We start from the raw sequence: 13,124 nt of genomic DNA, 5'->3' as shown, positions 1-13,124 counted from the left end.
TTCAGTACCAATACAACGTTGTATTTGATACTTTGGTATTAAATTATTGAATAATTCTCAGTTTTGCAAATTTAAGCAACAATTGTTTCTGTCCCAAGTCTTTAAAGAAAATAGTTGCTTTTACTTCTCCCTTCGATCCTTCCAGGTTCACAACCTTTCCAAATCCAAATCTTTCATGCTCCACTTCCATGCCAACTTGTAAATTATTGGTATCAGACGGAGTAAAACCAGCGGAAGGTGTATGCGCTTTGGGTAATATCGAGGTAGTTTTAAAAGGTTTCGGCTTAGGTTTTGAAAAACTATCCGTCTCTTTTTGCTGCCAAGCAATACGCTCACCTTGAAAACCTCCAGATTCTGCAGAAGAACTTTGTCTTGGTTTAAAATCCAAATCCAAACAAGCTGGATTCAGTTCATCCAAGAATCTACTTGGTTCACAGTTATTCAGTGTTCCCCAACGATATCTAGAAGTTGCGTACGAAAGTAATAATTTTTTTTCAGCTCTGGTAACTGCAACGTAAAATAATCTTCGTTCCTCCTCCAATTCTGTCCTCGAATTTAAAGCCAATTGTGATGGAAATAGATTCTCTTCCAATCCTACGATAAATACAACTGGAAATTCTAACCCTTTTGAAGAGTGTATCGTCATCATGGAAACCGTGTCGGCGTTGGGATCTTTGTCATTATCATCATTAGTTAACAAGGCGATATCTTGCATATAGATATCCAAACCACGCTCCTCGATATCTTCACGTTCAGAGAACTCTTTAATACCATTGAGCAATTCTTGGATATGCTCATAACGTGTCAATCCTTCTACTGATTTATCTTCGTACAATTCCTTTAATATACCCGAATGCTGCGCAATGTGCATCGCGGTATCAAAAGCACTATTGGTCTTTGCTAATGCCTGAAAACTCAATATCATTTGACCAAAACCACCTACAGATGCCGCACTGCGACCATCCATAAACATCTGAGCATTGGCTACAATGTCCCAAAGACGATATTGGTGCTGATCTGCTGCAATGACAATCTTCTCGACCGTGGTATCACCAATACCTCGACGTGGGTAATTAATGACGCGCTTCAACGCCTCCTCATCATTCGGATTGAAGGTCAACCTAAAATAGGCGATTAAATCTTTAATTTCTTTCCTTTGATAGAATGAAGTACCACCGTATATTTTATAAGGAATATTAATTTTTCGTAAGGCTTCCTCCATCGCTCGAGATTGGGCATTTGTACGATATAGAATCGCAAAGTCTTTATAATTTAAAGATTTCAAAGCCTTTTCTTGCGAAATTAATTCCGCAACAATTTTACCTTCCTCATTATCCGAAAATGCACGTGAGACCTTAATCTTCTCTCCTTCTTCATTATCTGAAAAGACATTTTTCTCCAACTGATTCTGATTGTTAGCAATGACCGAATTTGCAGCATTCACGATCGTTTGAGTCGAACGGTAATTTTGCTCTAATTTGAAAACTTGAACAGTTGGATAATCTTTTTGGAAATTCAGGATATTCTGAATATTTGCTCCACGGAATGCATAAATACTTTGTGCGTCATCGCCCACCACGCAGATATTTTCATTGACAGCAGCTAAGCGTTTAACGATCAAGTACTGTGAAAAGTTTGTATCCTGATACTCATCGACCATTAGGTACTTAAACTGATGCTGATATTTATGCAGTACTTCTGGGTGCTTATTAAGCAGTACGTTGGTCTTAAACAACAGATCATCAAAATCCATAGCACCTGCACGATAACAACGCTGTGCATAGGTCATATAGATTTCTCCCAATTGTCCTCGACCGTTAGAAATATCTTCAGCTTTTAAGGCTTCATTTTTATTGTACTCCTGTGGTGAGATCAGATTATTTTTAGCCTGCGAAATACGTCCATATACGTGATTGACATTATAGAGCTTATCGTCCAAGTTCATTTCTTTTAAAATGGACCGCAATAAGCTTTTCGTATCATCGGTATCATAAATCGTAAAATTACGGGGATATCCAATTAATTCTGCTTCAACACGTAAGATCTTTGCAAACACCGAGTGAAATGTACCCATCCATATGTTCTTGGCTTCAGCCCCAACAACGGACATAATACGATTACGCATTTCTTTAGCTGCCTTATTCGTAAAGGTCAATACTAATATATGGAAAGGATCTACTCCTTTTTGTATTAAATGTGCTACACGGTAAGTAATGACACGAGTTTTTCCTGATCCAGCTCCAGCAACAATCATTACTGGACCATCAGTTTGTTCTACAGCTCCTCTTTGAGATGGGTTCAATCCTGCTAAAAAATCCAAAGCTTTCTCCTAATATTATATGTTATCTAAAATAGCTTATAAAAGTACGAAAATCATTTGGTGGATAGGGAGTGATCATCTACAAATATTATTTTTTTTAATAAAACAGCCTATTATTGATAATTATATAAAACACTGTTTCAATATCAAAAAGAGACCAAATTAAATAATAATTTAGGCTTACTTTAGATATAGCTTAGGGTTAGTAGGGGGTTAATAGGGGTATACCCCTATTAACCCCCTACTAACCCTCTATAAACCCCCTATTATATCCCCATTATTATAAAACTTGTTATTAATCAAATCCGAAGTTGAAGCAGAAACTATGGCCGCAAAATCGACAGTTATTTAAAAGCCACAAAAGAGGCGAAATTTAATTTTTTGTGAAGCACGTCTACGAAATTAAACCCCACTGTTTTCAATAAATTTAGCTGATAGGTCAGACTACGTGGTGTGTCTTCGTATTCAATATAATTGAACACATGATCGCGGTAGGATGCGTCTTTCAAACTCGTCAGATAGGCTCCGTAATGCTGATGATGGATTAAATGCTGAATAGCTTCATGATCCTGTATCACCAAATCAAAAATCCACATACTCCCGCCCTTTTTTAACAACCTATATAATTTTTCAAACGCTTGTTCCCAATCTTGATCATCACGCAGATGATGCAATACTGCCGTAGCTATAATCACGTCATAACTATTTTCTTTTAGCGCCGCTGTTCTAAAATCACCTTTAATTATTTCAACTTTTCCTGATGTCAATCCTTGTAGGCGTTCATAGGCCTTATCGAGCATCGGTTGACTTAAATCAACCAACGTACAATCAAAATTTGAAAGTTGATGTGCTAATTTGACCGGATAATTTCCGGCACCACAACCAATATCCAGCACCTGCTTTAAATCGGGATATACAGTAGCGATACCATCCGTGATCAGCTCCATATTAAAAAGCGCATCTAAAGTCGTCTGCTGACCGGTGTCAAGATTTGAAAAACGACTTACATCCTGATCAAAACGCTCTTCAATGTCCTTTAATGTTGATTTTTTTGTCATTTCATAGTTTTTTAACTTTTTCAAATCTAAAGCATTGATTAATACTTTAAAAATACTATTTTAGGCAATTATTAATACCTTTCAAGTATCGATGGAATTAAGACATTTACATTATTTTAAAGCAGTAGCGACCACGTTACATTTTGGACGAGCAGCAGAACAATTGCACATCTCTCAACCTCCGCTTACCCGCCAAATTAAAGATTTGGAGAAAGAGTTGGGCGTGATTTTATTTTATCGAAATAACAAGCGTGTAGAGCTGACTAATGCTGGTCGCTATTTTTTAAAGGAATGTGATCAATTGATGCAGCAGCTGGAGAAAGCTAAATTGATGGCCAAGCAGCTACATCAAGCAATATCGGGCGATTTTAGATTGGGATACATCAGCTCTACCCCGAAAAAGATGTTGGCACACATCCTCAAACAGATAAAAGCAGAGTTTCCATATTTGCATGTATATCTTTATGAGATTTCTTCTCAAAAGCAAAAAATAGCATTAGAAAACGGCAAGTTGGACTTAGGGATCTTACGTGCGCCAATATTCACGACCGATCTTCAGGTTCATTCTTTATTCAAAGATTCGTTCTGTCTAGCAACTCCAAAAGATTGGACAAAAGAAATCAGTGCGATTACATTGATGCAAGAAGACTTTATCTCCTATAATGCCAGCTATGCGGATGACTATCACAATCAAATTATAGCTTGTGCCAATAGAATTGGTTTTCACCCACAGATTGTCCACGAATGTAATACCATGCATTCCATATTGGAATTAGTAGCAAATGGCTTGGGCATCGCATTTGTTCCAACATCGGTATCTAAACAGGACACCGAGCTGACCTTAAACTTCCATAGTCTAAAGGAGCAGGAGATTCAAACGGAAGTCATACTAGCCTATGATCACAAAAGCCAGCATCCCGTTTTACAACAATTTATAACCTTGATTAAAGACTACTATACCACATAAGTAGTTTATCAAATAGCTATAAAATAAAGGTCAGATCTCCATTCGTGTGCTGATCTTTATTTTATAATTCTCGCTCTACCCCTAAACCAAACAAAGCAAAATCATATTTAACAGGATCAAGGGGATCCAATTTTCTTAAATTGGCAGTCAACTCCAATGCTGTTTTCCAATTTACTTTATCTAAGGTAATCAATCCGAATTTTCGGGCTACGCGTTCTACATGAAGATCACAGGGACAAATGAGATCTTTTTGATTCAGTCGCTTCCAAATTCCAAAATCTACACCTTTATCATCGTCACGTACCATCCAACGCAGAAACATATTGATCCTTTTTACAGTTGATTTTTGAATGGGCGAACTGATATGCTTTCTTGTTCTTAATGGATAATCGGGAAGCGAGAAAAAATAATTTTTAAACTCATCTAATGACTTCTCCAGAATAATCTCATCGGCATGTTCCTGACCAACTAAAAATGCATCTTCTAAAGATGGAAAATGGTTATAATGATAGCGAAAAAACTGAATAAAATACAAAAGATCGGTATCATTAAAGGTGCGATGCTTAAATCCGAGCACTTGCTTAAGATCTATTTCTTGATGATTCATGATAAAATCATGTGGACTTCCATCCATGCGCTCAATCAGCTCTGTGCATTTATTAATAATCGTTTTACGCTGCCCCCATGCTAATACAGCTGCTATAAATCCCATAATTTCAATATCTTCTTGCTTTTGAAAACGATGGGGAATAGAGATGGGATCATGAGTTATAAAATGGGGTTGATTATATTCTTCAACTTTTTTATCTAGAAAATCCTTAATATTAAAATCTGCCATTACACTAAAATAAAAACCATCAGTTTCCTCTAATAAAGAATATCAGAAGAAACTGATGGTCATAACCTTTTTAATCTATAATTATACTAAAGCTTGCTCAAGATCTGCGATCAAGTCATCAGCATCTTCTATTCCTACAGAGATACGGATCAGGTTGTCCACGACACCAACTTTTTCTCGTGTTTCTTTTGGAATTGATCCATGTGTCATCGTTGCTGGATGATTGATCAAAGACTCTACGCCTCCTAAAGATTCAGCGAGGGTAAATACCTTAAATTGTGAAGCGATACGGAAAGTTTCTTTTAGATCGGCACCTTTTAACACAATAGATATCATACCACCAAAATCACGCATTTGTTTTATAGCAATATCATGTCCAGGATGATCTTCGAAACCTGGCCAGTAAATTTTCTCAATTTTAGGATGGCTTTTTAAGTACTCCGCAACTTGACGTCCATTGGCACAATGTGCTTGCATACGCAGATGTAAAGTCTTGATACCACGAAGTGCTAAAAAAGAATCCTGAGGACCAGGAGTTCCACCTACAGCGTTATAATAAAAGAACAATTGTTTATATAGCTCTTCATCATTCATGACTAATGCTCCCATAACCACATCTGAGTGACCATTGATATACTTTGTTGCCGAATGCATAACGATATCAGCCCCCATATCCAAAGGGTTTTGTAAATATGGAGAGGCAAAGGTATTATCGACAACATAAAGCACCTTCTTCTCTTTAGCAACTTGACCTATTGCTTCGACATCTGCAATCTTCAATGTTGGATTGGTTGGTGTTTCTACCCAGATTAATTTAGTCTTATCCGAGATTGCTGATCGTACTGCATCGACGTCTGAGGTATTGACAAATTTGAAAGTTATACCATAAGCTTCGTATACTTTGGTAAAGATTCGGTAAGAACCGCCATATAAATCGTCACCTGTCACGACTTCGTCTCCCGGTTTCAATAATCGCAACACGCAATCTGTAGCTGCCATACCGCTTGAAAAAGCTAAGCCGTACTGACCATTTTCTAAAGCAGCTAAACAATCTTCCAATGCTTTACGTGTTGGGTTTGTTCCTCTCGAATATTCATATCCCTTGTGTTCGCCAGGAGATGCTTGTTGATAGGTAGAGGTTTGATATATTGGAGTCATCACCGCACCCGTTGTTGGATCCGATTGTTGACCAGCATGAATTGCTTTCGTTGCAAATTTATATGCCATATTTTTTACTATTTATGTTAATTCTGAAAAGTAAATTTATTAAAAATCTAACGGAGATTTGTATTTAAAAGTATAATTCAAGTCATTTTGCAAACGCGCTGATCGTACAATTTTTTGGAATGATGCGGTATCATGGAAAGCACTGGGCAAATCAAAGCCATATTTTTTTGCCGATGCTTCAATGACATCTTTTTTTGAGGGATGAAGCGGGCATACCACATTATATATCGCATAGGTTAAGGGGGTCACAAACCCCAAACTTATAATCCTAGCAACATCTTCTAAATGGATAAAGTTAGCGAGTTGCCCTCCTGTTGTACAGATCTTATTTGCAAAATACTTAGCAAATATGCGATTTAGACCAAACAAGCCTCCTAAACGGAAAACATGTGTTCTTGGAAATTGACCAATGGCTTTTTCTGCTAGCAATAATTTTTCCTGCAGCTCATTTTCTGCAAAAGTATCTTCCATAATTTCTTTGGACACATCGGGATATATTCCGGTAGAACTTAAGAATATAATTTTTTTATACGTTAGCGTCGATAACGATTGAGCTACATGGAAAAACCGATGAGTTAATTGTTCGATTGTTGATTTACTTGATGCCGGAATACTCACTAAAATATAATCAAAGTCAATTGGCAGATCATCTGGAAGTGTAGCAGATTTGTCAAAATTGTGTGTAAATACAAAAATACCATCGGAGCGTAACCGATGGTATTTTTCATCTGTAGTCGTTGATGCCCAGACCTCATGTCCTTCGCTCAACCACAACTTAGCAACAAACTCCCCTACCCATCCACATCCTAATATAAGATAACGCATGAGAAAGTGATTTATAGATTAATATGCTTTCGCAAATAAAACTCTTTTTGTTGATGGCTTACCTGTGAAAATACAGATACCAGCTTCTTCTTTGGCATCCAAAGGAATACAGCGGATGGTAGCTTTCGTTTCTTCTTTAACAAGTTTCTCCGTTTCTACTGTTCCGTCCCAATGACAGGAAATAAAACCAGCTTTGGTTTCTAATACTTCTTTAAATTCATCATACGAATTTACTTCTGTAATATGAGAATCTCTATAATCTAGTGCTTTCTTAAAAATGTTTTCTTGAATTTCATTCAATAAGCGCTCAATTCTGTCACCTAAACCATCTTGTTCAACAGTTTCTTTTGTTTGTGTATCACGTCTTGCTAATTCAACAGTTCCATTTTGCATATCACGGGCTCCGATCGCCACACGCAGTGGCACACCTTTCAGCTCCCACTCTGCAAATTTGAATCCTGGTCTTTGCGTATCGCGGTCATCATATTTCACAGAAATATTTTTACTTTTTAATTCTGTAGACAGGGCATCGATAAACGTATCGATGGCTTGTTTTTCTTCTGCAGTTTTAAAAATTGGAACGACTACGACTTGAATCGGTGCTAACATGGGTGGTAATACCAAACCTTGATCATCCGAGTGCGCCATAACCAAAGCTCCCATTAGACGGGTAGAAACACCCCAAGATGTTGCCCACACATGCTCTAGTTTACCTTCTCTAGAAGTAAATTTAACATCAAAGGCTTTTGCAAAGTTTTGACCAAGAAAATGTGAAGTACCAGCTTGCAAAGCTTTACCATCTTGCATCAATGCTTCGATACAGTACGTATCAATTGCTCCTGCAAAACGTTCATTTTCTGTTTTACGGCCGCGAATAACAGGTACACCTAAATAGTTCTCAACGAAGTCACCATATACGTGAAGCATTTTTTCTGTTTCTTCAATTGCTTCTTCTTGTGTAGCATGGGCTGTATGACCTTCTTGCCATAGAAATTCTGTCGTCCGTAAGAATAGTCTTGTACGCATTTCCCAACGTACCACATTGGCCCATTGGTTGACTAAGATCGGAAGATCACGATAAGATTCGATCCAACCGCGGTAAGTGTTCCAAATAATCGTTTCTGAAGTTGGTCTAACAATTAGTTCTTCTTCTAATTTAGCATCTTCATCTACAATAATATTTCCATGACCATCATTTTTTAAACGGTAATGTGTTACGACAGCGCATTCAGTTGCAAAACCTTCAACGTGTGAAGCCTCTTTCGAAAAAAATGACTTAGGGATGAACAAAGGAAAATAAGCATTACTGTGTCCAGTATCTTTAAATTTTTTATCCAAAACGGCTTGCATACGCTCCCAAATAGCGTATCCATATGGCTTAATTACCATACAACCTCTTACTGCAGCGTATTCTGCCAAGTCAGCCTTGATCACAAGGTCATTATACCATTGTGAATAGTCTTCTTCACGACTTGTTATACCTTTACCCATATTATTTATTTCAAAAATTATTGTAACATTGTGATTAAGAATTCCGTCTAATAAGCGAATGTCAGTTTTAAAAAGAAATATTTATTTATTTTTGAAAAACGATTAAACCCTTATCAGAAATCTGGGTCTAAGATAGTAAATTAGACTGTATTGTCGAACATAACGACTTAGTATATTATGAAAAAAAATAGTTTTTTACTCGGCGCTATTGTGATTTCAGGAGCCCTAACATTAGGTTCTTGTACTACTAGCAGACAATTCACGCATAGTGATGATGTCTATAATAATAATGCCCAGGCAAGACAAGCTTACCAAAGTCCTGACTATTACTACACGGATGAAAGCGAAGTGAATCAAGGCCAAGATAATGGATATTATAGTGATGATTATTCTGATCAGGAATATGAAGAAGGAAGATATGAAGATTTGGAATATGCAAATCGAATCAATCGCTTCTATTATTCTTCTCCAGGAATGACGTACTTTGACCCTTTCTTTGATCCATGGTATGGTATGGGTATGGGTTACGGAGGTTGGTATGGTCCATCTTTTGGATTTGGTTACGGTGGCGGAGGTTGGTCATTGGGACTAGGTTTTGGCTTCGGTCATGGATGGGGGTATAATCCTTGGTATCCAGGATGGGGATACGGCGGCTATTGGGGCGGCGGATACGGCAATTATTGGGGTGGAGGATATGGTAATTATTGGGGTGGTGGATATGGTGCTCCTTATTGGGGGAACCACAGATCTCGTCAGTTAGCGTCTCGTAGCGTTTATCGCGACAACTATAATACACGTTCTGGATCTAACGGACGGTATAGTGATGCCGGCAGAACATCAGGACGTACACGCTCAAATACTGTTGTATCGAGAGATGCAAATGGTAGAATCAGTACGGTAGGTAGAACGCGTTCATCTGCTTCAAGCAATAATCCAAACGACACAAGAACAGGTAGAACACGTATCGGATCAAGCAACACTAACCGTGGTGACTACAATAGTAACGGTGTGGGCAGAACAAGATCAACTCGCTCAGATAATTATGATAACAATACAAATGGCGGTGTAAGCAGAACGCGCTCAACAAGTACAAATAGAGCACAATATAACACACCAACAAGAAGTACAAGCAGAGATAACTACCAAGAATCAAGAACACGTAGTAGCGAACCTGTACGTTCATCACAACCAACCATGAGAACGCAATCTAGTGGTGGTTTTAATAGCGGAGGTGGTGCAACACGTTCATCTGGAGGCGGCGGCGGTGGCGGCGCAACACGTAGCAGTGGCGGAGGACGTACAAGATAAATAAGATCAATAAAAAGAGTGATTGAGCCCAATTCAATCACTCTTTCATTACTACTATAACAATTAAACTATATGACTATTAAAAAAATACTTTTTGGAAGTGTACTAGCTATAGGTATGGTTGGCACTGCAAAAGCCCAGTATACGGAAGACGCTCTTTTATTTTCTCAAGGAGATAATGGAGGAACAGCTCGTTTCAAGGCTATGGGTGGTGCATCAACAGCATTAGGTGGTGATATCAGTTCAATTACAGGCAACCCCGCTGGATTGGGTTTCTATAATCAATCTGATGCTTCGGCAACACTACGTTACCAATATAATAAAAACAAGGTAAACTACTTTGGTCGTAAAAGTGATAGTAAAACAGATAACTTCAATATAGATAATGGTGGTGTTGTATTTCATCTACCGACTGTCCGTTATGGTGGAGATCTAACAAAGGGTTGGTTAAACTTTAATGTTGGTATCGCCTACAACCGTACGAATCTTTTTGACAACAAATTAGATTACAGCGGAATAAACACCGATAATTCTATCACGCACGCCTATGCTGATCGAATGATCGATCCAACTCAGAAAAGACTGGGCGGATGATTTTTATAAATCTTTCATGTTTGAGGAAGATAAGGATAAAAAGTTCTATTTTCCTTTGGCAGAAGATAAAAATAGTGAGCAATTTAATTCCGTATGGAGTAAAGGAGGAAAATCAGAAACAGCCCTATCTTTTGGTTCAAACTACAGTAATAAGTTTTACATCGGTGCTACATTCAGTTTAACTGATTTTCGTTATGAAAAATCTGCTGTATTTACAGAATACGGTATGACAAAAACCGCAGCAGGTATCGCTGCTTTAAATCCAAATTCTGACTATTTAAAACCAGATAAGGAAGAGTTTAACTATGTAGATTATGAATTATTTGATCGTTATGGCCAGGTAACACAAGGATCCGGTTTTGATTTCAAACTAGGGATGATCTATAAGCCCACGCCTTCACTTAGTTTAGGATTTACGGCTAAGACACCTACGTTCTTATCGATCGCTGATGAATCTACAGCGTACACCGATATTAATTATTTCAAACCGAATGTAAACACCTCATTTGCAAGCTTTAGATCAAGCGAAGAAATTGGATCAAGTTCTTATGATTATAATTTACAAACCCCTTATAAGCTTTCTGCAGGTGTAACACAATATTTAGGTGCAGGTCTATTAACTGCTGAGGTAGAATTTGTGGACTATGCTAGTATGCGTTGGAGAGACTCCAGAAATAACTCAGCTATAGAAAAAGAAATGAATAATAGCATTAAAGAAACTTATCAAGCAGCATTCAATGTACGCTTAGGTGGTGAGGTATTATTTGATCAAACATTCAGCGGTAGAGCGGGTTTCAACTTTAATGGTAATCCTTATAAAAATGCGGACTATAAGACTTATGGTATCTCAGCAGGTGTAGGAGCCAAATTAGGCGGAGGTGTTTATCTTGACTTAACAGGCGTTTATAATGCTAATAATTATAAAGAGAGTCCTTATAAAATTACTTATGAAGGTGACTGGAATACTGTCAGCCCACGTGCTGATATTAAAAACAGTAGAACGAACGTCATGTTAACAATAGGATCAAAGTTCTAAGGAGTTACTCTTATACAAAAAAAGCTTCTATTTTTAATGGAATAGAAATGCCCCAAAAAGCTAGACACTTTTTGGGGCATTTTTTATTATAATGGAAACACTTAAACTTGCTCTACTTTTCTTCTTACGAATAAGTTATAGTTTTCATGTTTATCCACATAGATCTCTTCTCCTTCTTCAATAAAACCATCTAATGCGACAGCATCATACCACACCCCCTCAATCTCGATCTTACCTGAAGGACGTAATACTGTTTTTGCTATCCCCACCTTATTTAAGAGGTTGGATTTTAATATGGAAGAAGTGTACCCTTCTTCTGATTTTTGTTCTTCTTTCAGCACAAGACGTCTAAAAATAGGAGCTTTTAACAAACTCTTTCCAAATATAACCATCAATACGACAGATAGTATCATGGCTCCTATAACTAATAAAAATGAATTGAATAACATACCTGGATAAGCGAGTTTAAAATCTAAAAAATCATTGGCAACGAGACTAAACGTCAGACCGCAAATAACGAAAATTATTCCTAAAATCCCGGCAATTCCAAAACCAGGTATTATAAAAACTTCTAAAAAGAGAAGCACAAGACCAACGACAAAAATTGCTATTTCCCAATTGGCGGCTAAACCTTGTATGTAAAGCGGAGCAAAAAACAACAGCGCGGCTACAATGGCGACTGCAATGGCAAATCCTAATCCTGGCGCCTGCATTTCAGCATAGATACCCCCTATGATCAACAAAATCAAAACTCCACTCACAGCTGGATTAATTAAAAAACTGATGATATGGTCGATTGTTCCTTTGCGATATACGGTCTCTTGCACTTGATTTAAATTCAGATCCTTATAGATCATCTCCCGGTTGGCAACTTCTGCTTTTGCTAATCCAAATTTCACAGCTTCACTACTGGTCAATGTAAGTAACTGACCATCTTTTTTGATATGAGGTAAAGAGACATTGGGATCAACAAATGATTCAGCTAATTGTGGATCACGCTTTTTAACTTCAGCAGTTGCGCGCATCAAACTCCGCATATAGGATTGGTATTTCTCAGGAAGCACCTCCCCTTTGGCATTGACCACGCTTGCTGCTCCAATACTGCCGCCCGGATGAATATAAATATAATCACTAGCTAGGGAAATCAAAGCTCCCGCGGATGCCGCATTATTATTAATATAAACAATCGTTTTGATTTTAGAATCGAGTAATTTACTCCTTATCGAATCTGCAAAATTTAAGGCACCACCATAGGTATTCAATTCCATTAATACATAATCTACCTTATTACTCTGTGCACTGTCATAAACTTGCTTAACAGTACGCCAAGAACTTGGCCCTATATCATCCTTTAATTCAAATACATATACCTTTTGAGCAAAACTTGAGGAGAATAATACCAAGCTTAAAAAGACTGTTATTAAAAATGATTTACTAATTTTGCTTTCCATAAATAAGAT

Annotated in this window: 11 protein-coding genes; 4 read left to right on the top strand and 7 right to left on the bottom strand. The window is 37.5% G+C overall.

The features are described 5' to 3' along the window. Positions 1-43: 43 nt before the first annotated feature. Together AC06G9_RS07275 and AC06G9_RS07270 are read right to left on the bottom strand one after the other, a co-directional pair. Complete coding sequence (locus AC06G9_RS07275) at positions 44-2,320, bottom strand: ATP-dependent helicase (protein ID WP_248754235.1); 2,277 nt, start codon at positions 2,318-2,320, stop codon at positions 44-46. A gap of 344 nt (positions 2,321-2,664) precedes the next feature. Next, positions 2,665-3,378 (bottom strand): class I SAM-dependent methyltransferase, encoded by a 714-nt coding sequence (locus AC06G9_RS07270; protein ID WP_480957796.1) that lies wholly within the window; start codon positions 3,376-3,378, stop codon positions 2,665-2,667. Positions 3,379-3,469: 91 nt separating this feature from the next. On the opposite strand from AC06G9_RS07270, the gene AC06G9_RS07265 reads away from it, so the two are divergent. Next, positions 3,470-4,345, top strand: a complete 876-nt coding sequence (locus tag AC06G9_RS07265) for a LysR family transcriptional regulator (protein ID WP_045753110.1) — start codon at positions 3,470-3,472, stop codon at positions 4,343-4,345. A 61-nt stretch (positions 4,346-4,406) separates the two neighbouring features. On the opposite strand, the gene AC06G9_RS07260 is transcribed toward AC06G9_RS07265, so the two are convergent. The 4 genes from AC06G9_RS07260 to proS all read right to left on the bottom strand — a co-directional run bounded on the left by AC06G9_RS07260 (position 4,407) and on the right by proS (position 8,726). Further along, positions 4,407-5,183, bottom strand: a complete 777-nt coding sequence (locus AC06G9_RS07260; RefSeq protein WP_248754237.1) for a TIGR02757 family protein — start codon at positions 5,181-5,183, stop codon at positions 4,407-4,409. Positions 5,184-5,264: 81 nt separating this feature from the next. Next, positions 5,265-6,410 (bottom strand): cystathionine gamma-synthase, encoded by a 1,146-nt coding sequence (locus AC06G9_RS07255; protein ID WP_480957795.1) that lies wholly within the window; start codon positions 6,408-6,410, stop codon positions 5,265-5,267. A 39-nt stretch (positions 6,411-6,449) separates the two neighbouring features. Next, positions 6,450-7,235 carry an NAD-dependent epimerase/dehydratase family protein gene (locus tag AC06G9_RS07250; protein WP_480957794.1) on the bottom strand — a complete coding sequence of 262 codons (786 nt, stop codon included), beginning with the start codon at positions 7,233-7,235 and terminating at the stop codon, positions 6,450-6,452. Positions 7,236-7,253: 18 nt separating this feature from the next. Continuing rightward, positions 7,254-8,726: a proline--tRNA ligase gene (gene proS / locus AC06G9_RS07245; RefSeq protein WP_045753114.1), complete on the bottom strand. Its 1,473-nt coding sequence runs from the start codon at positions 8,724-8,726 to the stop codon at positions 7,254-7,256. 177 nt (positions 8,727-8,903) lie between these two features. On the opposite strand from proS, the gene AC06G9_RS07240 reads away from it, so the two are divergent. The 3 genes from AC06G9_RS07240 (at position 8,904) to AC06G9_RS07230 (ending at position 11,664) form a co-directional block, all read left to right on the top strand. Continuing rightward, positions 8,904-10,034 (top strand): hypothetical protein, encoded by a 1,131-nt coding sequence (locus AC06G9_RS07240; protein ID WP_346569090.1) that lies wholly within the window; start codon positions 8,904-8,906, stop codon positions 10,032-10,034. Between the two features lie 72 nt (positions 10,035-10,106). Continuing rightward, positions 10,107-10,628, top strand: a complete 522-nt coding sequence (locus tag AC06G9_RS07235; protein ID WP_480957793.1) for a hypothetical protein — start codon at positions 10,107-10,109, stop codon at positions 10,626-10,628. 16 nt (positions 10,629-10,644) lie between these two features. Then, the gene (locus AC06G9_RS07230; protein ID WP_480957792.1) at positions 10,645-11,664 is read left to right on the top strand and encodes a hypothetical protein; all 1,020 of its coding nucleotides are present in this window, start codon (positions 10,645-10,647) and stop codon (positions 11,662-11,664) included. Between the two features lie 101 nt (positions 11,665-11,765). Here AC06G9_RS07230 and AC06G9_RS07225 read toward each other — a convergent pair whose 3' ends face one another. Continuing rightward, entirely contained in the window at positions 11,766-13,115 is a 1,350-nt protein-coding gene (locus tag AC06G9_RS07225; RefSeq protein WP_480957791.1) for an NfeD family protein, read from the bottom strand. Positions 13,116-13,124: the final 9 nt, after the last annotated feature.

Source organism: Sphingobacterium sp. MAE (genome assembly GCF_056711605.1).
This window is presented reverse-complemented; position numbering and strand designations above follow the sequence as displayed.

Coding starts and splice junctions, on each gene's coding strand:
- AC06G9_RS07235 (WP_480957793.1), top strand. CDS start 10,107: ATGACTATTAAAAAAATACTTTTTGGAAGTGTACTAGCTATAGGTATG.
- proS (WP_045753114.1), bottom strand. CDS start 8,726: ATGGGTAAAGGTATAACAAGTCGTGAAGAAGACTATTCACAATGGTAT.
- AC06G9_RS07255 (WP_480957795.1), bottom strand. CDS start 6,410: ATGGCATATAAATTTGCAACGAAAGCAATTCATGCTGGTCAACAATCG.
- AC06G9_RS07265 (WP_045753110.1), top strand. CDS start 3,470: ATGGAATTAAGACATTTACATTATTTTAAAGCAGTAGCGACCACGTTA.
- AC06G9_RS07225 (WP_480957791.1), bottom strand. CDS start 13,115: ATGGAAAGCAAAATTAGTAAATCATTTTTAATAACAGTCTTTTTAAGC.
- AC06G9_RS07240 (WP_346569090.1), top strand. CDS start 8,904: ATGAAAAAAAATAGTTTTTTACTCGGCGCTATTGTGATTTCAGGAGCC.
- AC06G9_RS07250 (WP_480957794.1), bottom strand. CDS start 7,235: ATGCGTTATCTTATATTAGGATGTGGATGGGTAGGGGAGTTTGTTGCT.
- AC06G9_RS07260 (WP_248754237.1), bottom strand. CDS start 5,183: ATGGCAGATTTTAATATTAAGGATTTTCTAGATAAAAAAGTTGAAGAA.
- AC06G9_RS07230 (WP_480957792.1), top strand. CDS start 10,645: ATGTTTGAGGAAGATAAGGATAAAAAGTTCTATTTTCCTTTGGCAGAA.
- AC06G9_RS07270 (WP_480957796.1), bottom strand. CDS start 3,378: ATGACAAAAAAATCAACATTAAAGGACATTGAAGAGCGTTTTGATCAG.